We start from the raw sequence: 24288 nt of genomic DNA, 5'->3' as shown, positions 1-24288 counted from the left end.
CCAAGAAGGAGAATATAGAATGGGAAAAAAGATATTAACCATAACCCTGTGTTTGGTGTTGGTCGCTTATAGTCAATTGATGGGATTAGGGTTCGTTTCACCTTTAAAGGTGGAGGCGGCTGCTTGCGATTCGCCAGATTTTCCAAGTTGTATACAGGATTTAACTCAAGCTTCGTGGAAAGATGACACAAATAATGGCTTTGTAGTAAGCGGTATTCCTGGTGATAATGGTATTAATTTATTCACATATAGCAATGGATCACAATTTCCAGCTGGTTATTATTTTGATGCAGATGAATATTCACCACCAAAATCAATTAGAATTTCTGCTGGGGAAAGCTTTGCAGGTGGGATCTTCGATTTAAAATCATTAAAAATTAATACGATTAATAAACATCCTGAAAACGATGCATTATCCATAACAATTCAAGGGTATGATGGGGCAGGAAACCCAAAAGGAAATCCTGTAATTTTTAAGACAATTGCAAATCATGAGCCTATTTATGATATTCCTATTAATATAGAAGGAATCAACTCATTTGTCATTACTGCGAGTGTAAATTTTATACCTACTGTACAGGCGGGACTATGGGATTTAACGTTTACCCAATTTACGATTGATATCCCAAATAATAGTCCACCAACAATTACAAATGGTGCTATAACTTCTTCAAATATTACTACCTCAGGCGTACAGTTGGACTGGGCTAAAGCATCTGATGATATAACAGCTCAAGAGGATTTAGAATATCAAGTCTATCAATCTAGTAGTAACAATATTGATACGGTTAGTACCATAGAATTGAATGGGACACCGTTAGGCGGTTATACCAAAGATAGTAACTCCTTTAATGTTACAGGTCTTGCTGCCAATACTACCTATTATTTTAATATCATTGTCAAAGATACCAATGGCAATAAGAGTGCATATTTAATGCAGGAGGTAACAACCCTTGCCTTAAATAAACCACCGACATCCAGTAATGGAAGCATAGATGTAAACGAGGGTCAAGTGTATACATTTACTAGTACTTCTTTTGCTTTTTCAGATGAAGATGCTGGAGATACTTTGCAACAGATTCAAATCTCTACTATCCCAAATAGCGGACAGCTCTTTCTTGATAACAACAATAATCAGCAATTTGATGGTGGGGAAGCTATTACAAATGGTATGACAATTAGTAAGGCTAATTTAGATGCAGGTAATTTAAGATATATTACGGAAAATGGCACATCTTCATCTTTTACATTTAAGGTAAGTGATGGTATCGATTTTAGTACTGACTATACAATGGAGCTAGTCGTCAATGCACGTCCAGCAGTGATAATTATACCAAATGATTCTAGTCCAACAAATAGCAATTCAATTCTTATAACTTTGGTATTCAGTGAGTCAGTGACAGGCTTTATGATTGGGGATATCGAAGTTACAAATGGAAATGTGGCAATTCTGTCAGGGAGTGGTACCACATATACAGCTCTTATATCACCTATTGCTGATGGAGCTGTGAAAATCAAAATTCCTGAAAAGGTAGTTGCAAATAGTGGAGGTGCATTGAATAAAGCATCAAATGAATTACAAATATTCTATGATAGTACACCACCTACTGATATTGAGCTCAATAATACTACTGTACAAGAAAAGAAACCCATTGGTACAACAGTTGGAACATTGGCGGCAGTGGATACAGGAAGCTCACAAACATTCACGTATTCATTACAGTCTGGAGATACAAGCTTCTTTACGATTGATGGGAATGTATTAAAGACAAAGGCAATGTTTGAATTCGATACGAAAAATAGTTATAAGATTACGATAAGAGTAACTGATGAGGCTGGTAATACGTTGGATAAGGAGTTTACAATCCAGATTACTAAAAATCATGCACCATCAGGTTCCATCATTGTTAACGGTGGACAAATCTCGACAAGTTCTATAAATGTTACCTTAAATTTGACGGCAACAGATTTAGAAGGAGAAGCGATAGAAATGCGCTTTTCGAATGATGGTATTACTTGGTCCAGTTGGGAGTCAAAAATATCTACGAAAAGTTGGACTTTATCCCATGGAGAAGGTAGTAAAACAGTTTATATGCAACTAAGGGATACTGCTGGCAATATATCAAATACATTCTCAGATACAATTGTTCTAGATACAACTCCACCAGTCATAACAGGGGTTACAAATAACGGTGTTTATAACACTGATGTAACGATTAGTTTTAATGAAGGAACTGCTACCCTGAATGGAGCAACCTTTTCAAGTGGAACCACAGTAAGTACATCTGGAAATTATACTTTGGTAGCAACAGATAGTGCAGGGAATACCACAACCATTACATTTGTGATTGATAAAGCTCTGCCAAAAGCTGTAGAGGTAGAGATCAAATCGAATAATCTGGATCCTACAAAGGCTAAGGTAGGAGATACGATCACCTTAACAATGAAAACAGATAAAAATATACAAGCACCTATAATTACCATTTCGGGGAAAGCTGCTATTGTAACAGGAGCATCCACAAACTGGCAGGCAACATATGTTATAGATAATGGTGATTTAGAGGGAACAGCACCTTTTACAATTAACTTTAAAGATCTGTTAGGTAATTCGGCAATAGAGGTAACGGACGTAACTGATGGAAGCTATGTCATTGTCGATAGCGTAAAGCCAACAGTAAAAAAGGTGACAATGGCTTCAAATAATGCTAACCCAACAGTTGCTAAGGTAGACGATGTAATCACAATAGACTTTGAGACAAGTGAGGACATTCAATCACCGAATGTATCAATCCTAGGACAAACAGCAAATGTCAATGATAAAGGTGATGGGGATGCTAAAACATGGCAAGCAAGCTATACGTTAAAGTCCATAGACTCAGATGGACCTATCAGTTTTACAATTGATTTTCAAGATATAGCAGGGAATGAGGGCTTACAGGTAACAGAGATTTCATCAGGGACAATTGTGATATTTGATAAAATTTCTCCTGAAATAACAACCTATTTCCCAGCGCATCAGGCAATTAATGTACAGCCTGTAGATAATCTTGTATTAACATTTGATGAAAAGATCTTACCTGTAACTAGTAAAAATATTGTCATAAGAAATGCTACAGATAACCAAATTGTCGAAACAATTGCTGTTACACAAGCAAATGTTTCTATCACTAATGAAACTGTGACAGTAAATCCTACATTGGATTTAGCCCATAACACCACTTACAGCATTCAAATTGACGCAGGTGCATTTACTGATGTAGCAGGTAATGCGTATAAAGGTATTACTAATAATACTTCCTGGAATTTTACGACTAGTGCACTGCAAACATATACGGTTACGTATGACAGTAACGGGTCTGATGGGGGGATAGTACCAACAGATTCAAAGCAGTATAAAAACCAGGACACTATTACAGTACTAGGCAATACGGGTAATTTAATGAAAGCAGGCTATACATTTGTAGGATGGAATACGAAGGCTGATGGAAAAGGTGTTACTTATAAAATTGGGCAAACGATTCAAATGGGGAAAGGGAATTTGATATTGTATGCTTTGTGGTCTAAAAACAATGTACCAGGAGATGGAGGATCATCAACGCCTAGTCCTACACCAACACCTGATCCTGTTGCACCAAGTAATCAGCTAAAGATAAATGTTGTAGATCAAAGTATGCCAGATGATGTGCTCCTCCAAACCGTGTTAACACGTGTATTGAGTAACGGTAGCTTTCAAGATACAGTAAACTTTACAGTTGCAAATGCAAACGAGTTTCTTCGGATATTAGGGAATAAGGAAGATAAAAGATCTCGACTTGTGATCCCTAATATGGAACCTCCAGCAAGTGAAACAAAGGTGATACTTGATAGAGATGCTGCTAAGCGATTAATAGAGGGTAAATCACATTTTAGTATAGCTATGGGAATGGTCAAAATAGATGTTCCTTTTACTTCAATGAATGATTTCAATGAAGACATTTACTTCCGAATTGTACCGATTAAGGATGCATTGCGGCAAAAAGCTATTGAGGATCAGGCTAAACAAGCTGAAATAGTTTTACAACAGGGTAATGGCGCTAATGTAAAACTCGTTGGTCAGCCAATATCTATCGACACAAATCTACAAAACCGTCAAGTAACATTGCTACTACCATTACCAGCGAATCTCACATCAGCTCAACGAGAAGATATGATGGTCTATGTAGAGCATAGTAATGGAACAGTTGAAATAATACGTGGGCGTTTTGCAGAATTTACGAGAGGGCAAACAGGTATAGTCTTTGATGTAGAGCACTTTTCTACATTTTCTCTACTTTATGTAGAACAAGCGCAGGAAGAAGTGCCACCAGAGAAAGAACCAATAGAGGTAGACAGCACATTTGCTTCCTATATTCACGGCTATACAGATGGCACTTTCCGTCCGAATGTAAATGTCACTCGTGCCCAAATGGCAGCAATGTTGGCAAGAAACCTAAGTGACAATCATGTACCAGAAGCGTCTAACCTATTTTATGCAGATACAGCTACTTCATGGGCAAAAAACGATATTGAATATATTCGTACAGAAGGAATTATGCAAGGACGTCATGATCGTTCATTCGGGCCGAATGAAATGATTACTAGAGCCCAAATGGCGGTTATTGCTGTGAGATGGATTGATAAACAATGTGTAGAAGGGGCTACAGATACCTCGTATTGCGAAATAAATACAAGTGGAGAAACATATCGTGATGTGGCGGTCACACATTGGGCAGCAAAAGAAATCAATCGCATAAGTGCGATAGGTATAATGGTTGGCTCAGGCAATGGTGAATTTAGACCTGAAGAAAAACTAACACGTGCACAGGCAGTAAAGGTACTGAATCGAATCTTTAATCGTCCAATACCAACTGAGGACACAGAACAAATCTTCAAGGATATACCTAAAGAGCATTGGGCTTACTTTGAGATTCAAGCCGCGGCAAAATAAGATTAATAGAATAAGCACGCTAGGTGGATAATGCCTAGCGTGCTTTTAATTCGTTTGAAGAAATCAATTAATTTCTTATTTAAATTACCAGATGTAGAAGTTTGAATATAAATTCGATTGCCATCAATGGTATATACAGCTGGCTTTCTCTTCCCGAACTCATGGATTCGAAGCATGCATGCTTTAAAGACGTTCTTCTGTTTGAGGATCAAAGAAATGGATCTTTTCTTCTTTCATAAATAGGAAAACCTTGTCGGATGGATGAAAATTGTTATCAGCCTGTACTCGAGCAATAAAATTCTGATTTACTAAAGAACAATAGAGATAAGTTTCTGCTCCTAGTAATTCTGCAACATCAATCGTTGCAGTGAAAGTGTAAGGGGAAATAACATCTGTCATTTGTAAATCCTCAGGTCGTATACCCATAATAATCTCTTTCCCTAAATAATTTTTTTCCTTTAACAATGGTAAATGCATGGATGGGATAGGGAAGCTTTGCTCGCCTAAAAGGATCTCGGTATCTGTTAGACGACAGTGGAAGAGGTTCATGGATGGTGAACCAATAAAGCCTGCCACAAACATGTTAAGTGGTGTATTATATACTTCTTTAGGTGTCCCAATTTGTTGTATAAGGCCATCCTTCATCACTACCAGACGGGTAGCCATCGTCATAGCCTCTGTTTGGTCATGTGTGACATAGATCGTTGTCGTTTGAATTCGTTGATGGAGCTTCTGGATTTCTGCTCGCATTTGTACACGTAATTTGGCATCCAAATTAGAAAGAGGTTCATCCATTAAAAATACCTTAGCATCTCTGACAATTGCTCTTCCCAGTGCTACACGCTGACGTTGTCCACCAGATAGAGCTTTTGGTTTTCTTTTTAAATAATCCTCTAATCCTAAAATCTTAGCAGCTTCTTTAACACGACGATCTATTTCCTTTTTATCAACCTTTCGTAGCTTTAAGCTAAATGCCATATTATCATAGACTGTCATATGTGGATATAAAGCATAGCTTTGAAATACCATTGCAATGCTACGATCTTTTGATTCCACATCATTCATGAAAACATCGTCAATGTATAGTTCTCCCTTTGATATATCCTCTAAGCCAGCAATCATACGTAAAGTTGTGGTCTTACCACAGCCAGAAGGGCCTACAAACACAATGAATTCTTTATCATGGATATGCAAATTAAAATCAGTTACGGCCTGGATATTTTTATCGTAAATCTTATAGATATGCTCTAACCGTAATTCCGCCATACATACTGCACCCCTTTACTAGTCATATTTTCATTGTAAATGACTTTAGAATAGAGTGATATGGAAAGCTTGCACAGTGTTGAAGGCATAATTTGTGCAGTTGGTCTTAAAGTGATTCTAAGAAAATAATTGCGAGATAAACTTCTAGCCGATGGGAAAATTGCCGAATATCCTTTTGCGTCATTTGTTGAAATTTTTCTAAGCGATTTTGTAAGGTATTGCGGTGCATATACATTTTTTTAGAGGCTAATGTAATGTTTCCATCGCATTCAATCAATTTCTTAATTGTATGGAGTAATTCTGGCTGAGAAGTGGCTCTTTTTAGGATAGAGGAGATAAAACTTTCTTTCGCTTGATAGGCTAGATGCTGCGTTATATAAGGCACTAAAAGCTCTTGCTGTGTGAGTACATGCTTTGGTGTATAAGTCCAAATGGATGGTAGAAGGTGAACATACCAGTTAAATCGTTCCTTGGTTGTGGTGATGTTGTGTATAATATCAGAAACAAAAATTTTAAAATGAGTCTCTAAGTCTGCCATTATGGGATTAGCATAATGAGTCAAATCTAAAAACTCCTCATTGTAGTCGATACATTCGATTATGACAAATAATTGTGGCTGAAGCGATAGCAGTATAATATCCTTCCCAAGTAAAGCTTCGAAGACTGAACGCAATAATGTAGGTGTTGAAAAGTCTTTATCAAAGTGAAGAAATAACAAACGATGCATAGGAAGATTAGTTGGAGCAATATCTGTTTTATCTGTAAAATAATCAAGCCAAATCATATCATAGTTATCGTATAAAACAGTGGGGCCTGAGAATATTCGCAATAGCTCATATTCATTTTGTGTCATTGTGTGTATGGGAATTTCGTAAAGCTGATTGTCAAAATTAAATACATAATTTCCATCAGTTTTACCTGAGAAGGGGCTTAATAATGGGAAACGTTTCTGTAATTTTTGAAGATCCATGCATGCCACTCCTTATTTAAATAGAATGTAATAAGGTCAATTTACTATAATTATATGATGAAATGCTTATAGTATTAATATAAAAAACACGGACATGAGCAAGTATGACAATCATACCTAGCTAATGTCCGTGTTATCTATTTAGGCATCTTTTTTAAATAACTTACCTGGCCAGAAAGCATATTTACCTAGTACTGTTGTGATGGCTGGTACAAGTAATGGCCTTACAATAAATGTATCGAGCAATACACCAATGGCTGTCACAACACCAAATTGAACAAGCACTTGAATCGGTAATGTTGCCAGTACCGCAAATGTACCTGCTAGGATGAGTCCAGCAGATGTAATAACGCTTCCTGTTCGGACAACACCTTCTTCTACAGCTGATAAATGGTCAGTGGTTTTACGCTTTTTCCAAATCTCTGAGATCATAAAGATATTATAATCCTCTCCGAGAGCTACTAAGAACACAAAAGCATACAATGGAATAGCTCCAGAAATTGCTTCGGCCCCCATGATATGATGTAAGATTAACCATCCAGCGCCTAATGCCCCAAAATAAGAAATTATAACAGTTGCTAATAGATAAACAGTTGCTGTAATAGAACGTAAATAGACAAATAATAATAATGCGATTAAGGCAATCATGGTTGGCATGATTACTGTTTCATCTCGCTTAGTTATTTGTTGTGTATCATATTGACTAGCTGTTTCTCCACCAAGCCAAACATGTTTTTCAGCGTTGTTGAGACCTTGTGCCTCTAGTATTTTAATAACCTCTTTTTGTAGTTCAGGAATATGAGCTAATGACTCCTGTGCATAAGGGTTGGCATTGAAATTGAGTTCATACAAGTGTATATTCTTATTTTTTTCGCCAATTTGTACATCTGCCACACTATCAATATAAGAGATAGCTTCTAGTTGTTGCTGGATATTAATATCAGTACCCTCTGTGTCTATTACTAATTGAACAGGTGCTAGTTCTCCAGGCGAAAAATTCTCTTCTATTAATGTAAATCCTTCTCTAGACGGCATATCTTTTGGGAAGGATGAAAGCAAATCAAATGTATATTGAATTCGCGGAACAAATGCCGCCAACCCTCCAAGTAAGATTACAGTTACAGCGATAACGACCCAAGGTTTATGGGTAACAAAATGACCAATTTTATGACTAACCTTATGTGAAGGCTTATGCTGTTTCTTGCCCTTTTTATTGGCCATTTCCTCCGTTCGAGGAGTGAAGGGGAAGAACGCTACTCGCCCAATAAGGACAAGAATTGCTGGTAGGACAACAAGTGCTGCGACCCCCATGACAAGCACACCAAAACTAAATGGTACAGCAAAGCGTTGAAATGCGCCATAATGGGCAAGACTAAGGGTCGCTAAACCTATAACCACTGTTAGGGCACTCATTAAAATAGCACCACCCGTTTCTTTAACAGCTAGCTTCATTGCGACCGTCTTATCCTCAACATCAAAGAGTATTTCTCTATATTTTGAAATTAAAAATAAACAATAGTCAGTACCTGCACCAAATAGTAAAACAGTCATAATGGAGACTGCCTGTGAATCTTTATCTATCCATCCCTGTTCAGCAAAAAAACCAAGTGTCGGGCTAATCACACCATAGGCAAGCCCTACAACAATTAAAGGAATAATAGCTAGCAATGGAGAACGATAAATAATAATAAGTAATACTAAAACGAGTAATACAGTTGCGATCAATAGCTTCACATCTGCTTGTGAAAATAAACTGACAGCATCAGTGGCAATTCCCACTGGTCCAGAATAGCGCACATGGAGTGCATCGCTTGATAATTTATCATCTAATTGGACTTGATAGCCTTCCATTATTTTTGACAGCTTATCTAAACTATCCTGTAGCATATCTGTTGCGACACCTTTTTCAAAAAACACAGGTGTAACAATTGTTGAACCATTTTCAGAAGCGGAAGCCATTAAAGCCTGAGGTGGCATTTGATCAAATGGTGGAACCATTGTTTGATGGGCTAAGGGCTTTGCTTGCAACTCGTTGTATACACCTTGTATAGCCGAAAAATCATCAGGTGTTAAGCCATTTTCACGATGCCACACCAACAATAGAGGTGTTCCAGCATCATTAGGAAATTGCTCTGCAATAATGGACGCAGCTTGCTCAGACATTTCGGTATTAGGTAAGTTTTTGCCTGACTCACTTTCTATACTATTGATTTGTGGCCAAGCAAATGAGAATACAACTACTAATAGCACCCAAAAAGCTAGTGCTAATAATCTTCCCTTTTTACTTGCAACCATTGAGCCCCATTGCTCAAGTGGATGTTTTTTCATCAAAAGACCCCCATTCATGTAAGTGATTTAATTATATATACTAGAAGGTTAATTAATCAATCCATAAATATTAATATGTTATAATATGTGTAAAAAGAATGCTTAATTAAGGAGGCGAACTTGTTGAAACAATCACCGCGTGTTCTCGGGAGACCTCGCCATGATGAAAATGCGAAACCTACAAAAGATATTGTCCTTGAAACGGCCACAAGACTTTTTATTAAAGAGGGCTACAAAAATATTTCAATGGATGATGTAGCAAAGGCTTGTAACGTAACAAAGGCGACTGTCTATTACTACTACCCAACTAAAGGGGATTTATATACATCTGCTTTAATCGCTATGATGGATCGTATCAAGCTATCTATTCTACAAATTTTAGAGCAGCCTAAACCATTTAAAGAACGACTCGAACAGCTCGTTGAGGTTCATTTATCAGCCACTATCGATATTGATATGAAAAATTTTATGAAAGAGGCTACCATTAATTTATCGGAATCGCAGCTGAGACAAGTTCAAGCATCCGAAAATGGTATGTATCAAACAATAGAGCAGGCTATGCAAAAAGAGATGGAAAAGGGCACAATTCGAAAAGGAAATGCAAAGTTTTTCGCTCATAACTTTATGGCATTGATGACTGTAGGGTATTTTAAAGATGGGGATGGTAAAACTTTGCTAGGCTCAGTAGATGTGACGGCAAAGGAAGTAACAAATTTCTTCTGGCTTTCTGTTGAAAAACGTTAACACAAAATAGGTTTGTAAGAGGAGCTATCTCATTCATTTGGGATACTTCTTTTTTAGTGATGTAAGTCACAGACAATTAGAGTGATTCTTCATTATAGTGGGGGTGTGGCCTAAAAAGTAGTGGAACATCGTAAATCAAAAGAACCTATAATAGCATAAAAACAGTTTAATGGAGGAATGACAATGACAATTATACCAATCCAAGCAATGCTAGAAGAAAAGTCAAAACATATTGGTAAATTAGGGAGTATCGCTGGTGCAGATATTTTGAACATTCAATTGCGTGCAGGTGAAAAAATTCCTGAGCATCGTGCGGACAATGAAGTGCTAATTATTGTTCAATTTGGTGAAGTTCGCTTTATTGTTGAAGGTGTGGAAGAAATTTTAACACAAGATACAATTTTAACTTTAAAACCATCTGAAAAGCACAGCTTAGAAGCAGTTACAGACGTTCGTGTTATTGTCATTAAACTAAATTAAAATAAAGAAAAGCTCCTATATTCTAAAATCTGCTTTGTTAGCCAAGAGTGACACATTTCTATTGACACTAACAAAAAAGATTTAGCGTCCTTATTGAATATTACTAGAGAAATCTAAAGCCGTCGTTTATCTGCTCTCCAAAGAGAAGGGGATATAGAGATGACAGGAAAAGGAATTATCAATAAAAATTATGATGCGTTGGAAAATTTATTATAGCAAGACAGTTAATAGTTGATGAAATCAATGAATTTTGAAAAGATTGTCGAAATTGTGATATAGCTCATTGAAATAATGTACAAACAGTCTTATAATGAAGGTTGTAATGTCACCAAGACAAGATAAGGATGGTATTATGATGCGCTTTTTGCGATTTAAAGTAAACATTGTAATAACAAGTCATACGAATCGCTATCCAGCCCTTGTGACTGGTGATTGTGTAAGATATACGCTGTAACGACTGTTAAGTTTTACCTTAATGGTCTTTTTTACATGTAAGCAATAAAAAATAGTACTAGTGATGGCAAAGGAGAGTTCAAAATGTCAGAAACGAATAACCAAACACAGGCTGAACAAGTAACTGTGAGTAAAGAGCAATTAGATGTACTAGATCAATTATTAAAGCCTGAAGTTCAAGAATCACTAACAACTTTAGTTGAGCAATTACCAAAGTTAACTGAAATGATGACATTATTAACGAAATCATATGAGTTTGCTCAAGCTGTTGCAACAGACGAAGTGCTTAAAAACGATACTGTTGGAGCAGTAACAGAAATCGCTGGTCCTGTAGTGGGCTCTGCGAAAAACCTTGCAGCAACTGCAATTGAAGCGAAAGACCGTGCATCTGAAAGCCATGAGGTAATTGGTTTATTCGGTCTTGTGAAAATGTTAAAAGACCCTCAAGTTCAAAATGTTTTCCGTTTTGTTAATGCTTTCTTACAAGTAAGCTCAGAACGCAAAGCCAAATAAGACTCAAGGTAAATTCAATTCGTAAGGACGGAGGATTAATTAATCATGTCAAAAGAAATCGTCATCTTAGGTGCAGGTTACGCTGGCGTTTTAACTGCATTAACAGCACGTAAGTATCTATCAGCTGATGAAGCTAAAATTACTGTAGTAAACCAATTCCCAACACACCAAATTATCACTGAGCTTCACCGTTTAGCTGGTGGTACAATTGCAGAAGGTGCTGTTGCATTACCACTTAAAAAAATCTTTAAAGGTTTAGATATCGACCTACACATTGCGAAAGTATCAAAATTTAATGTAGATACTAAAAAAGTTGATTTAGATAATGGTTATACATTAACTTATGACACACTTGTAGTATCTTTAGGTAGCCAAACTGGATTCTTTGGTATCCCAGGATTAGAAGAAAACTCTATGGTTCTTAAATCAGTAAATGATGCCAATAAAATCAACAAACATATTGAAGACCGCATTAAAGCATATGCACAATCTAAAGATGAAGCAGATGCAACAATCGTTATTGGTGGTGGCGGTTTAACAGGTGTTGAGCTTGTTGGTGAAATCGTGGACAACTTCCCGAAAATCGCTGCAAAACATGGTGTTAATTTTGCTGATCTTAAAATTAAACTTGTTGAAGCTGGTCCAAAAATCTTGCCAGTTCTTCCAGATACACTTATCCAACGCGCTACTGAAAGCTTAACTAAACGTGGCGTAGAATTTATTACAGGTACACCAGTAACAGGTGTTGACGGCAACGTTATTTCTTTAAAAGACCGTGAACCAATTGTTGCAAATACACTTGTTTGGACAGGTGGGGTAGCTCCACTTCCAATCGTAGGCGAATCAGGTCTAGCTGCTGATCGTGGAAAAGCAACTATTAATGAATTCTTACAATCTACGTCTCACGAAGATGTCTTTGTTATTGGTGATGCATCTGTTGCACTACCAGCTGATGGAGGTCGTCCACTATACGCTCCAACAGCACAAGTTGCATGGCAAATGGGTGAATGTGCTGGTTATAATGTATTTGCACAATACAAAAACCAAGACATGAAAGCATTCTCAGCTGTAAACTCTGGCACACTTGCAAGCTTAGGTCGTAAAGATGCTGTTGCTACAATTGGTGCGAGCAACACAGAGCTTAAAGGCCTTCCTGCAACATTAATGAAAGAAGCTTCTAATATTCGTTACTTAACACATATTAAAGCTTTATTTGGTTTAGCCTATTAAAAAACAAAACACTCACTACTATCACGCTATGTCGTTGTTAGTAGTGAGTGTTTGTTTTTTTCTAAAGATGTATATTAATTACTTTAAATCCAGTAAAATAAATACATATTCAATATTCTATTTTCTGAGGTGATGGCTGTGTTAACAATGTTCCAATCAAAAAAAGTAGATATAGAGCAATTTAAGGCTAAAATTGATGAACTGAATGCAAAGCTGGATAAGAAAGATCATGAATTTCAAATTTTTTTAAATGAGTTACATAAGGAAATCATTGAAACTATTGAACAACATAACAAGGTAAATGACCAGCATACTATTTTAGGAGAAATGGTCGCAGATATTGTAGGAGAGTTTAATAAAGTTGAGGATAGCACAATTCACTCCAATAAAATTTCTGAAAATGCCCTAGATAAAGGAAATTTATTAATCTCTTCCTCGGATCAAATGATGACATTATCGGTTGAAAGCAAGCATGCTGTTCAGGAAGTAGAGCATTTGATTGATGCGTTGGGAGAGCAGTCTCAAAAAACGTCTTTAAGCATGAGTAATTTAAGTGAGCGCTCAAAGCAAATAGCTGAAATTGTAAATGTTATTGGAGAAATATCAAATCAAACCAATTTACTAGCTTTGAATGCATCTATTGAGGCAGCAAGAGCAGGGGAGCATGGTAAAGGCTTTTCGGTTGTTGCCGAGGAAGTTCGCAAATTAGCTGAAAATACGAAAACAAGCACAGAAGATATTGCTAATTTAACAAAGAAAATCGAAGAACAAATTGGACTTGCTTACGAGGATAATAAAAATAACATGCAGCTAGTAACGGAAGGCATTGATAAAAGTGCTAAAACATCAGTAAAAATTGATCAATTACTGCACATTATGACAAATGTTCAAACGGGAATAAATGAGCTATTAGCTTCAATTAAAGATCAGAGGCTATCAAACGAAGATGTTATCCATAAATTTAATAGGACGACAGCCTTATTCGATGAAACAAATCGCGTTCTAACAAGCCATATTGATGAATCAGAAATTGTAACAAAAAAATTATTAGAGGCAGTTGATCAAGTAAAGCATTTCCCAACTGAAAGATAGAGATTTTAACTTCATTCTATGGAAATTTAAAAAGCAAGAACCCTGCATAGCAGCAACTTTTCAACTTCTTAGTGACTACTACAGGGTTCATTTAATTATTTCAAGTCGCCAACTTTTTCTTTTAATGCGGCTAATTGATCTGGATAGTTTTTTTCAGTTATTTCATTCCACAATTGTGCATCTTTAATTCCACATCTTTCGGGAATAAAGACTGGGTCAAGCCCCAACTTCTTTTGCTCTTCATAATCTCTTAATGTAGCTATACCTGGCTTTGTTAATAAAATAATAGCAATTAGGTTTAACCATGCAAGTGTACCTACACCGATATCAGCAAGATTCCAAGCAGTTGATGAGGAACGAATCGTTCCAAAAAAGATAGAGATAACTAGTAGTACTTTTACGACAATAGCAATAGTAGCAAAGTTTTTATTGTTTCTAAATAAGTAAGCAACATTACTTTCTGTGTATACCCCAAAAGCAAGCATAGTAGTTATTGCAAAGAAAAATACAGCGATAGCAATAAAAGGACTTCCTAAACCAGGAATGAATGAGTTAATTGCTTCTTGTGCAAATGCAGTACCTGCTTCAACTCCTGGTAGATTCTCAACTAAAAATCCCCCATTAGGATGGGCAATATTGTAACTGCCTGTGGAGATGATCATAATGGCTGTAGCTGTACAAACAAGTAGTGTATCTACATAGACCGAGAATGCTTGGACAAGCCCTTGTTTAGCAGGATGAGATACTTCTGCGGTACCAGCTGCCTGTGCCCCAGTACCTTGACCTGCTTCATTTGAATAAGCCCCTCTTTTTACTCCCCACATAATTGCATTTCCAAAAACAGCACCAAATGCAGCATTTAAATTAAAGGCAGAGCTGAAAATTAAAGCAAATATTGCAGGTACTTCTTTTATATTGATTAATAAAATAATGAATGCAAGAAGTATGTAAGCAGTTGCCATAAACGGTACAGCATATTCAGCAACTTTTCCAACCCTTTTAATACCACCAAAAATAGCAAATCCAAATATTGCAGAAACAATAATACCTGTAATTATTGGTGAAATCCCGAAGGCATTTTTTGTTGAATCAGCAATATTAAAGGCTTGAACACCTGAACCAGTGAAACCAGTTGCTATAATTGTAGCGATAGCAAATAATATAGCAAATGGCTTATTTTTTAACCCTTTCTCAATATAGTATGCTGGCCCTCCACGATACTCTCCTGCGATTTCTTGTTTCCAAACCTGGGCTAACGAGGACTCAATATAGGCAGCACCAGCTCCTAAAAAGGCTATGACCCACATCCAAAAGATAGCCCCTGGTCCTCCAAAATAAATTGCAGTAGCTACACCAGCTATATTCCCAATTCCGACACGTCCACCCAATGCCATTGCAAAGCTTTGAAAAGATGAAACGCCATTTGCCGAAGTTTTTCTATTAAATAATTGTTTAATCATATCTTTGAAGAGACGCAGCTGTGGAAACCTCATAATAAGCGAAAAGTAAACGCCAGCTCCTAAGCAAAGATAAACTAATGCGTTACTCCAGATAATCCCTGCTATTTTACCTGTTAAAGCGGCAAAATCCATATAACAACCTCTTTCTATTTTGTACTGTGTCATCTTAGATTATTAGGTAACAATTTAAATGAGAGGATATGAAAGCTATTTTGAATGAAGTTTCTTTTATTTAAAATAAACTTTTAATCAATGTATCAATCATAATAGGCATCTCTTTAAACGCACTATCCACATGCAATCGCTCTGTTTTTTGATGGGCATCCTTACCAAATGGACCGACATTTAAGACAGGACCTTGTAATGCCGCCATCTCTTTGAATGGAATATGATACGTATCGCCCCATACAGGTGTGTTCCGTTCAAATGCTAGCCACTCATTGGATGCATCTGAATAATTGACATAGCTTAAATCACAAATTCCGTTAAAGTAGTGGATCTGCTCCACCTCAATATCAAATGTTTGAGCTGTTTGCTTCATTAATTCAATCGACTGTTTCACTAATGGATGGTTGGATGAATTAATGGCTGGATAGTAAGGTGGTGCATATAACAGAACTGTGGCAGGTGCTAATTCCTGACAGCGAATCATGAGCTGATCCACAATACGAATGGATTTTTCACGATCATCCCATGCAGGATGCTGCTGAACCTGGTGCTTAATCGCTTGTACTTCCTCAGCTCCTAACTTATGGATCGCATGCTCCAATAATGCCTCGTAGCGTAAGACCTTTACCTTGCCCACACCCTGAACATTTTCGCGTGTACAAATGTCCTGATAGTGCGCATTGCAAGCAGCCATTGCCTGTAACGCAACTTCCTCAAAAATAGCCATCACCTCAGCCGCTGTACGTTTTAACAAAAAGACATTGTAAAGTGCCGCCGCACGGTATGGTGTTTGTGTAGAATACTCCATTTTTAAATCTTTTAATTGTAGAGAGACGGGTAATGGTGTGCTTTCGCCTAAATCTGTTTCACTGAAAAGGGGATTCCACTCCATATGCTGTGTCATATAGGAAGCGATAAAGGGAGCCGTCATCCCTTTTAATGGCTCACCAACATGTGTCTCTTTTCCGTAGAACAAAGCAGCAGGCATGATTTTACCAATTGTACCTGAATAAATATATTCATTCGTATCCGAAGGCCCTTGTGAAAACGATGGCTCACTATTTAAAAATAATTTATAGGTTAAGCCATGCTGTCCCCGCAGTCTCACCAGTTCCACAACAGCCGCTCTCATACCAGCAGAGTTGACTTCCTCATCAGGAACCGTAGTTAAAATTAAATTAATCGGCCATTGCTCAAAGCTTGCCTTTTCAATCAACTGCATGTGTAAGGCAAGACCCATTTTCATATCCATTGTGCCGCGTCCAAATAAATAATTCCCAGACGCCAAATCAATGCGAGCTGCCTCTGGTAAATCTTTTAGGTATTTAGGTTCCATTAGCTTTTTCGTTAGTTCTTCTGGAGAAAAGGCTAACGGCTCTAGTTCACCATATTCCTCTGTATGCACGGTATCGAAGTGACTGATTAACACAACGGTTTCAGTTGCGGTTGGATGCTTATAGAAGGCTGTCACTGCATTTCTGCCAAGTCCTGCATCATGTAATTCAATCAAGTCTGGGTGCTTCTCAAAATATGGAAGCGTTAACAATTTATCTTTTAGTCGAAAGGCAAATTTATTTTCACCCTCCGTTAATGTTCGGCTTTCCCAGCTCACAAGTTCACATAATAGGGCACGTAGTTTTTCGGGTGTATCCCACATAAAAGTATTCATGATTTTTTCTCCTTTTATAGAAAAGTTTTTTATTTTCAAGATGATATTAATAGATAATTAGTAGAGAAATACATATTTTTACCGTTATATATTTTTCACTATATGAAATTAAATCTACATAGCGGAATATAAATTCATCGTAAATGCAAAACAACAAATTGTCAATTTTAATTTTTGTGAATACTCGTAATTTTCTGCGCTAATTGAGTGGAACTATGTATATATTTCATGTAGCATCTATTTATATGCATAAAAATTAGTTAAAATAAAATGAAACTACATTTAAAAGCAGGGCTACATGTAAAAAATTGAAGGTACATAAAAATTTGATAATTTGCATGAATTTTAATTTCATAATGATCCTAGTTAAAGCTAAATGGATCTATAAAAACCTTAAGATAGTGATCATATGGGGAAATGAAAGGGAGTAATTGTAATGATTCAATCAATCGAAAGAGCAATGTTAGTTATAAATATACTGGCGAAGCATCCGAAGCGTTTTTTTACTGTGCAAGAAATTTTTAATGAAACAGACTTGCCTACTAGCACAATATACAGATTATTATATACATTAGAAAGTTTTGATTTAGTAGAGAGAAATGAGAATAAAAAAGAATTTCGATTGGGGTATACATGGCTGCAACTTGGCATGAAAATGTATCATGAGACGGATATTAGAGAAAAAGCGCATCCTCTATTAGAAAACCTTGCATATAATGTTCGAGAAACAATCTATTTAAGTATTGCTAAACAGTTTGCATCCATTATTATTGATCGAATTGATAGTCCTAAAAATGTCCGTATTATTGATATGATTGGTGAAAAAATTCCATATCCTATAGGAGCTCCAAATAAAGTATTACTTGCGTTTTCTAAAAGCGATGTACAGCAACAATTTTTCCAACAACTTGAGGAGCCTGAGAAAGAAAAATTGATAGAGAGCCTCAATGATGTAAGAGAAAAAGGCTTTGCCATAAGCGTTGGAGAAAAAACAAAGGGGACAGTATCCATAGCAGCACCTATATTTGATTCAAATAAACAAACAATTGCAGCCATTAGTGCAGAGTGCTTTGAATATGATACAGATGCTGAAAAATTAGAAAGTATAACACAGGAAGTCCTTAAAACTGCACAGCAGCTATCCTTTGAATTAGGGTATATATAAAATTGCTTATTTCGATAAAAAACCATCTAGTGTCAGTAATTAGTAGACATTAGATGGTTAATTTTTATATGAAAAGTGAGATTACTGTTGCTTGCTACTTATCAACCTTTTATAATAGTGGCTTTTCGAAGGTTTTATATTTAGCCATAGTAGAATGACAGCTACAAATGCCATCATAAAGGATGCACTAATGACAACTGAGCGTATAGTAATCCATTCAGCGAAAATCCCAAAAATAGTAGTAAAAATAATAATAAAAAGTGCTTCAAAAAATCCATAAATACTTCCTATACGACCCATGCTCTCAGAGGGAATATTATTTTGATAAAATGTATAAAATCCTGTATTCGCAAAGGCAGTTGCAAAGGATAATACAAAGCAACCTATAGCAGCTATAAGAAAGGAAAAGGATGAGGTAAATATTAAATAGCCCAGTGCTGTTACGAGAGACCCCATACCTATTAACCAAGAAGTTGGTATTTTTTCAACAATAACAGAGTTGGTTAGCGAGCCAAATAAAACACCTACCCCTGCGATACTGACTAAAATCCCATATTCTCCTTCGGATAAAGCTAATATCTGTGTTGCAAAGGCAGCCTCCAAAGAATCAGTAGCTGTCATCAAGATGATGATAGCACTAAACAACAAATAGACTACCATAACATAGGAATTTTTTAAGCTAAAGCGTATGACCATTTGCCAATCCAGAAGCAATACTCGAAAAAGGGATGCTTTTTCTGTACGATTAATAAATTTTTCAAGGGCTTCAATGTTCGGCATTTTGAACGTTATACAGGCTGATAGAAATAAAGCAATCGCGTTTAAATATATGGCCATATAGGGTGTTCCGACTGTGAACAAGAAACCTGCGATTGCTGGTCCAGTTAGAAATGCACCAGAGTCGAGTAAGCTGCGTAATGCATTAAAACGTTTCCTTTGTTCGACAGGAATTAACTTAGTGATATAAGTCATAGATGTCGGCTGATACATAGAGCTAGCTACTGTAATGAGAAAAACAAGGACATACATCCACAAGAGGCTAGAAAAGCAGGGGAGTATGACAATGAGTATAGATTGAACCAAATTTAGAAAAATCATTAGCTTTTTCTTATTAAAACGATCGATTAGGCTTCCTGACCAAAAATTAGTGAACAAGGAAGAGATCGCTCTTACAATATATAATCCAGAGACAGCCAGAGCAGATTCTGTGAGGTTTAACACAATTAAATTTAAGGCGATAAAATAAATCCATTCGCCAACACTTGAAACACCAATACTACATAATAGGATGGCAGGATAACGCCAGCTTTCTAAAGCTTTTCTCATATAAATTCCTCCTTAAGCAAAGTGACGATTTGCAAAATAAAAAACCCCACCTCCAAGACGATTAGTCTTAGGGACGAGGTTGTAGAATTTATATACTCACGTGGTGCCACCCTAGTTCACTATTATGTCACCATAATAGCCTTTTCAGTACGGCATAGAGCCTATGCTTATACTGTAACTCTATAACGGGAGTTCCCGTCGCACCATCATTCAAACAAAATCCAATGCGCTACTCCGAGGCTTGTTTCAATAATTCGTTCTTACTCGTTTTCAGCAATCCGAGCTCTCTGGGAAGAACAGCCTTATTTACTCTTCTCTTCAATGTATTTTTGCTAGTGTAGCATATGTACACGATTTTGGTAAATAGTACTATAAAAATATTACTAATTATTTTGTAGGAAGATTTTTAATTGTGTTATCAGCGATTGGCAGTGCTGTATGGATAAAACAGCATTCAAAGGAATTTCAAGTGAATGATTAAGGTCCTCAAAAACAGCAAGCTGAAGGGTAGCAAGTTGCGCTAGCTTCTCCTGTGAATAATGAGGGTCCGCTGTACCAATTGCCAAAAATGCATGTTTGTCTAATAGATTTGTCATTGTATGTTGAAGAGAAAGTAATGGGGTGAAAAGTACATAACGAGCAGGAATAGAAGGAGTCTGCTGCATATAATAATCGACAATAGGCATAGTACCTAAAGATTTTCCTAGATAAACGACTTCTCTATAAGGCTTTGATTGCAAGCTATTTTCTACAATAGGGTTGGCAACACGATAGACCATTTTTGATATGGCTTGGGAGTCCTGTTCGAATTGCTGTTGCTCAAATGTATAATTGATTTGGACGACATCATAGCCAAGTTCTAACAGTAATGCCGTAGAATAATAAAGTATAGGTTTATCATAGGTATAGCCCGTGCCAGAGAGCATAAAACATACCTTATCGCTTGTTCCATCAAAAAAATTGTAGGATATACCATTGTACATGGCGTGCTTAGGTTTGATTTTCATGAATATTCCTCCATCATTTCTATATATAGTATATAATTTTACCATAGCAAGGAGGGAGAAATTTATGAAGGCTATTATTATCAATGAATTTGGTACATCGGATGTTTTAACTTTTATTGATTGTCCAAAACCGACTATTTCTGAGGGTGAAGTCTTAATAAGGACAACCCATACAAGCGTAAATTTTGCAGATATTAAAAATCGCACAGGTAATAAAGCTAAAGCAAATTTTCCGATGGTTCTTGGTTTAGATGTTGCAGGGGTAATTGAAGAAGTTTTTAATGATAGCAGTGGTTTTCAAAAGGGTGACCAAGTTATCGCATTCCCGAAAAACGGTGCTTATGCAGAATTTGTAGTAGCAAAGGAACAACTAGTTTTTAAAATTCCTAGTGGGGTACCAATCGAGAAGGTAGCAGCTGTACCGACAGTTTTATTTTTATCATATATGTTAACACATCAAATAGCGGCCATTGGTCAGCAGGATGCCGTCTTAATTCATGCTGCTTCTGGTGGGGTAGGGACAATGCTTGTCCAAATGGCCAAAAGGCTCGGAGCTAAACAGATTATAGGTACGGTGAGTAATTTAGAAAAAGCCCCAATTGTTTATCAGCTTGGTGCGGATCATGTACTTACATATGATCAATTTAGTACAAATGTCAATGAACTTACAAAGGGTCAGGGTGTTGATATTGTGTACGATTCTATTGCAGGAGCTATCACCGAGGAGAGTTTAACTTGTTTAGCGCCTTATGGCACTCTTGTCCAATTCGGGAATAGTGGAGGAAGAGCAGGAAATATAAAAACAGCAGATTTACACAATAGCTGCCGCAATATAAAAGGATTTAGCTTAGGTACGACAAGAGCTTTGAAGCCAGAACTGTTACAACAGGTGGCGCAGGATATTTTCTCTTTAGTAAACGAAGACAGTTTTCAGGTGCCAATTGCTAAAATATTTGCCTTAGAGGAAATGAAAAAGGCTCATGAATTTATGGAAAGTCGTCAGCACCAAGGAAAAATACTTATTAAAATATAAAGCACAAAAAAGATGACACCCATATTTGGAGTGTCATCTTTTGTCGATCAACAATCTAGTTCAGTAAGTTTTTCATAAATACGTCTTTTACGATAAAGCATAATACCAGTTTCGGCTACATCCTGAATCATGCCTTTATTAGCATAGGCTCCAAAAACCATCCCTGCGATAGGGATCATTTGAAACAGCTTTTTCCAGCCTAGCTGATCACGGTATGTGTAAAATACCTCCTGCCATCCTTGAAGCTGAGAAATCATGTTATCTGAAGCCTTTTTTGAGCTATTTATAGTAGAAAGCTCCTGTAAGATTGCTTCTTTACCAACAATATCAGCAGAGGTAAATTGTAGACATTTTACAATAAAAATACGTTCCATTTTATCGTTCGGATCATAGCCATGAATAATTGCTATTTCTTGCAAAGTTTTTAGTGCAGTCCCTAAAATCATTGGAATATCAATAGCTAAAGTAAAGATGCCTCCAAAGCCAGTAGAGACTCCTTGTACAGTAGCAAATTTCACACGTTCATTTTGTAATTTGTCACTGAGGGAGATCATGTCCTCTAAAGGAATCTGACCAATATCAGATATAGTTATAATATGCTGAGTGGAAGAATGGTCACGAATTTTTTGTATCATGGCTTGTTCATTGATTAAATACTTTCCACCGGACTGAATATAATTGCCTAGTTCATCTACCAATAAAGCAATTTTATTTTGGAGAAAGGCAGGTGTCATTTTATCTAATAATTTAAATGGTATTCTACCTAATTTCTCCCAAAACCATAAATCTTTTTGATCTTTTTCCCACACTTGAATCTCTTGTAAATGCTGCTCTAATAACTCTCGATTCTCCATTATTGTCTTATCCCCTTATGTGTCCATTTAACTTTAAATACGAAAAAAACTATATAAAGTTTCGCTTTATTTAAATGAGATTTCGACAAACTAATGAATCACATGCTATTGCCAAACGGACGCAAGGAGTGCAATTCCTTCATTTATTTGCTGAAGTGTCAGTCCACCATACCCTATAATGATCATGTTTTCATTTGTTCCATTCTGATAGGAGGTAGAGCATGGATAGACTTGAACCCCTACCTCTTGAGCAAGCTGGAGCGCTCTACTCTCGGTGAGATGTTGTGGTAGCTTGATGACTATATGAAGTCCGGATTTTTCACCGATTACTTGAAATTCATTTGAAAAATGTGAAGAGATGGCGGTCAATAATGCTTGTTGTTTTTTACGATAGATTGTTCGCATTTTTGCCAAATGCTTATCGAATAGACCTTGTGCAAGAAAGTCTGCTAAGACAAGTTGGTCTACTTTGGAGACAACCGATTTTTGCTCAGAATGAAAAGTCATAAACGGCACTACTAAAGACTTTGGAAGGATCATATAACTAATGCGTAAGGATGGAAGCAATGTTTTCGAAAATGTTCCGAAATAAATGACACGCTGAAGCTGATCCATTTTTGCTAAAGACGGGATTGGTAGCCCCTTATAACGAAATTCGGAATCATAATCATCTTCAATAATAAGCCCCTCGTTCGAGTTAGCCCATTGTAACAATGCCACTCTTCTTTCTTTGGTCATAATCATGCCTAATGGAAATTGATGAGCAGGTGTTGTGTATAACATGTGAATTGGTGTTGCAGGGAGTGTAACCCCTGAATAGTCCACAGGAATCGCCTCTGTGGACAATCCACATTGCTGTAAAACGGCACGCACTCTTTTAAATCCTGGCTCCTCTAACCCAACGCGTATCGCAGACCCAAGAAAATGACAAAGAGCCTGAAGCTGGCTTTGTGTACCACTGTATATAAATACCTGTGAAGCATCACAGCTAACCCCACGAGAACGCTCTACATAGCGGGCAATCTCTGTGCGTAAAGTTGTCTCTCCCTCCCAAGGGCTTGTTGATAAGTTGTTACTATTAAAATGCTTTTTTATAAGCTTGTGCCAAGCAGCATAGGGAAAAGCCTCGTTATCCACATGTCCATTTGTAAAATCAAATTGTATATTGTTAGGGATATTGTTACTTGGAACAGATACATGCCGGGGTACTTGCTGTAGCCAATCAAATTCAAAGGGCGCAATAAAATAACCAGAACGCTCTTTACTATAAATATAGCCTTCTGCAAGTAACTGCTCATAGGCTTCCTTTATGGTGTGTACACTCACATTCAATGTTAGGGCGAGAGCTCGTTTAGAAGGCAGTTGTTCATGAGCAAGTAATTTTTTAGTAATAATCTTATGCTTTATTTCTTCATAGATTTGAATGTATTTCGCTAGATTGCCTGTAAATATAATGGAGAGCTCCAGATAATTTCCTCCTCCTCTGGTATGGTTGATTTTTTAGTAATTGGTTATATATATCATATCAATTTTACCGTTAAATAAGTAAAAAGGAGTGAAGTGT

Annotated in this window: 18 protein-coding genes and 1 other annotated feature; of the genes, 9 read left to right on the top strand and 9 right to left on the bottom strand. The window is 36.8% G+C overall.

What is annotated here, in order from left to right:
• Positions 1-19 precede the first annotated feature (19 nt).
• Positions 20-4966 (top strand): S-layer homology domain-containing protein, encoded by a 4947-nt coding sequence (locus ACHZEU_RS12015; protein WP_279493724.1) that lies wholly within the window; start codon positions 20-22, stop codon positions 4964-4966.
• Between the two features lie 183 nt (positions 4967-5149).
• On the opposite strand, the gene ACHZEU_RS12010 is transcribed toward ACHZEU_RS12015, so the two are convergent.
• The 3 genes from ACHZEU_RS12010 to ACHZEU_RS12000 all read right to left on the bottom strand — a co-directional run bounded on the left by ACHZEU_RS12010 (position 5150) and on the right by ACHZEU_RS12000 (position 9530).
• On the bottom strand, positions 5150-6232 hold the full coding sequence (locus ACHZEU_RS12010; protein WP_066038392.1) for an ABC transporter ATP-binding protein: 1083 nt from the start codon (positions 6230-6232) through the stop codon (positions 5150-5152).
• Positions 6233-6338: 106 nt separating this feature from the next.
• On the bottom strand, positions 6339-7202 hold the full coding sequence (locus ACHZEU_RS12005; RefSeq protein WP_279493727.1) for a CdaR family transcriptional regulator: 864 nt from the start codon (positions 7200-7202) through the stop codon (positions 6339-6341).
• A 141-nt stretch (positions 7203-7343) separates the two neighbouring features.
• Positions 7344-9530, bottom strand: a complete 2187-nt coding sequence (locus ACHZEU_RS12000; protein ID WP_066038394.1) for an MMPL family transporter — start codon at positions 9528-9530, stop codon at positions 7344-7346.
• Between the two features lie 123 nt (positions 9531-9653).
• Here ACHZEU_RS12000 and ACHZEU_RS11995 point away from each other — a divergent pair, with 123 nt between their 5' ends.
• From ACHZEU_RS11995 to ACHZEU_RS11970, 6 genes are all read left to right on the top strand, one after another.
• Complete coding sequence (locus tag ACHZEU_RS11995) at positions 9654-10274, top strand: TetR/AcrR family transcriptional regulator (RefSeq protein WP_016993441.1); 621 nt, start codon at positions 9654-9656, stop codon at positions 10272-10274.
• A gap of 183 nt (positions 10275-10457) precedes the next feature.
• On the top strand, positions 10458-10754 hold the full coding sequence (locus tag ACHZEU_RS11990) for a cupin domain-containing protein (RefSeq protein WP_066038395.1): 297 nt from the start codon (positions 10458-10460) through the stop codon (positions 10752-10754).
• Positions 10755-11076: 322 nt separating this feature from the next.
• Positions 11077-11208, top strand: a complete 132-nt coding sequence (locus ACHZEU_RS11985; RefSeq protein ID WP_255349861.1) for a hypothetical protein — start codon at positions 11077-11079, stop codon at positions 11206-11208.
• An 83-nt stretch (positions 11209-11291) separates the two neighbouring features.
• The gene (locus tag ACHZEU_RS11980) at positions 11292-11720 is read left to right on the top strand and encodes a DUF1641 domain-containing protein (RefSeq protein ID WP_004227758.1); all 429 of its coding nucleotides are present in this window, start codon (positions 11292-11294) and stop codon (positions 11718-11720) included.
• A gap of 45 nt (positions 11721-11765) precedes the next feature.
• Positions 11766-12950, top strand: a complete 1185-nt coding sequence (locus tag ACHZEU_RS11975; protein ID WP_004227760.1) for an NAD(P)/FAD-dependent oxidoreductase — start codon at positions 11766-11768, stop codon at positions 12948-12950.
• A gap of 147 nt (positions 12951-13097) precedes the next feature.
• Positions 13098-14042, top strand: coding sequence for a methyl-accepting chemotaxis protein (locus ACHZEU_RS11970; RefSeq protein WP_404803446.1), 945 nt, complete (start codon positions 13098-13100; stop codon positions 14040-14042).
• Between the two features lie 95 nt (positions 14043-14137).
• Here the strand turns inward: ACHZEU_RS11970 and ACHZEU_RS11965 are convergent, their stop codons facing one another.
• Both ACHZEU_RS11965 and ACHZEU_RS11960 read right to left on the bottom strand, forming a co-directional pair.
• Positions 14138-15634, bottom strand: coding sequence for a sodium:alanine symporter family protein (locus ACHZEU_RS11965; RefSeq protein WP_066038397.1), 1497 nt, complete (start codon positions 15632-15634; stop codon positions 14138-14140).
• Positions 15635-15734: 100 nt separating this feature from the next.
• On the bottom strand, positions 15735-17339 hold the full coding sequence (locus ACHZEU_RS11960; RefSeq protein WP_279493733.1) for a M20/M25/M40 family metallo-hydrolase: 1605 nt from the start codon (positions 17337-17339) through the stop codon (positions 15735-15737).
• A gap of 436 nt (positions 17340-17775) precedes the next feature.
• Here ACHZEU_RS11960 and ACHZEU_RS11955 point away from each other — a divergent pair, with 436 nt between their 5' ends.
• Positions 17776-18504 carry an IclR family transcriptional regulator gene (locus ACHZEU_RS11955; protein WP_066038399.1) on the top strand — a complete coding sequence of 243 codons (729 nt, stop codon included), beginning with the start codon at positions 17776-17778 and terminating at the stop codon, positions 18502-18504.
• Positions 18505-18585: 81 nt separating this feature from the next.
• Here the strand turns inward: ACHZEU_RS11955 and ACHZEU_RS11950 are convergent, their stop codons facing one another.
• Together ACHZEU_RS11950 and ACHZEU_RS11945 are read right to left on the bottom strand one after the other, a co-directional pair.
• Positions 18586-19830 carry an MFS transporter gene (locus ACHZEU_RS11950; protein ID WP_048393177.1) on the bottom strand — a complete coding sequence of 415 codons (1245 nt, stop codon included), beginning with the start codon at positions 19828-19830 and terminating at the stop codon, positions 18586-18588.
• Positions 19831-19896: 66 nt separating this feature from the next.
• Positions 19897-20161, bottom strand: a binding site (T-box leader).
• Positions 20162-20213: 52 nt separating this feature from the next.
• Entirely contained in the window at positions 20214-20837 is a 624-nt protein-coding gene (locus tag ACHZEU_RS11945) for an alpha/beta hydrolase (protein ID WP_048393179.1), read from the bottom strand.
• Between the two features lie 64 nt (positions 20838-20901).
• Between ACHZEU_RS11945 and ACHZEU_RS11940 the strand changes: the two genes are divergently transcribed.
• Positions 20902-21870, top strand: a complete 969-nt coding sequence (locus tag ACHZEU_RS11940) for a zinc-binding dehydrogenase (protein WP_103117341.1) — start codon at positions 20902-20904, stop codon at positions 21868-21870.
• 47 nt (positions 21871-21917) lie between these two features.
• Here the strand turns inward: ACHZEU_RS11940 and ACHZEU_RS11935 are convergent, their stop codons facing one another.
• Together ACHZEU_RS11935 and ACHZEU_RS11930 are read right to left on the bottom strand one after the other, a co-directional pair.
• Positions 21918-22724, bottom strand: coding sequence for an EcsC family protein (locus tag ACHZEU_RS11935; RefSeq protein WP_279493734.1), 807 nt, complete (start codon positions 22722-22724; stop codon positions 21918-21920).
• Positions 22725-22829: 105 nt separating this feature from the next.
• Positions 22830-24191 (bottom strand): PLP-dependent aminotransferase family protein, encoded by a 1362-nt coding sequence (locus tag ACHZEU_RS11930; protein WP_279496413.1) that lies wholly within the window; start codon positions 24189-24191, stop codon positions 22830-22832.
• Positions 24192-24288: the final 97 nt, after the last annotated feature.

The sequence above is a fragment of the Lysinibacillus sp. S1 genome (assembly GCF_044986265.1).
GTDB classification, from domain to species: Bacteria; Bacillota; Bacilli; order Bacillales_A; family Planococcaceae; genus Lysinibacillus; species Lysinibacillus capsici.
Note: the sequence above shows the minus strand (reverse complement) of the source record. Positions and strands in the feature narration are given on the sequence as shown.

Coding starts and splice junctions, on each gene's coding strand:
- ACHZEU_RS11990 (WP_066038395.1), top strand. CDS start 10,458: ATGACAATTATACCAATCCAAGCAATGCTAGAAGAAAAGTCAAAACAT.
- ACHZEU_RS11950 (WP_048393177.1), bottom strand. CDS start 19,830: ATGAGAAAAGCTTTAGAAAGCTGGCGTTATCCTGCCATCCTATTATGT.
- ACHZEU_RS11935 (WP_279493734.1), bottom strand. CDS start 22,724: ATGGAGAATCGAGAGTTATTAGAGCAGCATTTACAAGAGATTCAAGTG.
- ACHZEU_RS11965 (WP_066038397.1), bottom strand. CDS start 15,634: ATGGATTTTGCCGCTTTAACAGGTAAAATAGCAGGGATTATCTGGAGT.
- ACHZEU_RS12005 (WP_279493727.1), bottom strand. CDS start 7,202: ATGGATCTTCAAAAATTACAGAAACGTTTCCCATTATTAAGCCCCTTC.
- ACHZEU_RS11985 (WP_255349861.1), top strand. CDS start 11,077: ATGTCACCAAGACAAGATAAGGATGGTATTATGATGCGCTTTTTGCGA.
- ACHZEU_RS11955 (WP_066038399.1), top strand. CDS start 17,776: ATGATTCAATCAATCGAAAGAGCAATGTTAGTTATAAATATACTGGCG.
- ACHZEU_RS12015 (WP_279493724.1), top strand. CDS start 20: ATGGGAAAAAAGATATTAACCATAACCCTGTGTTTGGTGTTGGTCGCT.
- ACHZEU_RS11960 (WP_279493733.1), bottom strand. CDS start 17,339: ATGAATACTTTTATGTGGGATACACCCGAAAAACTACGTGCCCTATTA.
- ACHZEU_RS11980 (WP_004227758.1), top strand. CDS start 11,292: ATGTCAGAAACGAATAACCAAACACAGGCTGAACAAGTAACTGTGAGT.
- ACHZEU_RS11940 (WP_103117341.1), top strand. CDS start 20,902: ATGAAGGCTATTATTATCAATGAATTTGGTACATCGGATGTTTTAACT.
- ACHZEU_RS11970 (WP_404803446.1), top strand. CDS start 13,098: ATGTTCCAATCAAAAAAAGTAGATATAGAGCAATTTAAGGCTAAAATT.
- ACHZEU_RS12000 (WP_066038394.1), bottom strand. CDS start 9,530: ATGAAAAAACATCCACTTGAGCAATGGGGCTCAATGGTTGCAAGTAAA.
- ACHZEU_RS11945 (WP_048393179.1), bottom strand. CDS start 20,837: ATGAAAATCAAACCTAAGCACGCCATGTACAATGGTATATCCTACAAT.
- ACHZEU_RS12010 (WP_066038392.1), bottom strand. CDS start 6,232: ATGGCGGAATTACGGTTAGAGCATATCTATAAGATTTACGATAAAAAT.
- ACHZEU_RS11975 (WP_004227760.1), top strand. CDS start 11,766: ATGTCAAAAGAAATCGTCATCTTAGGTGCAGGTTACGCTGGCGTTTTA.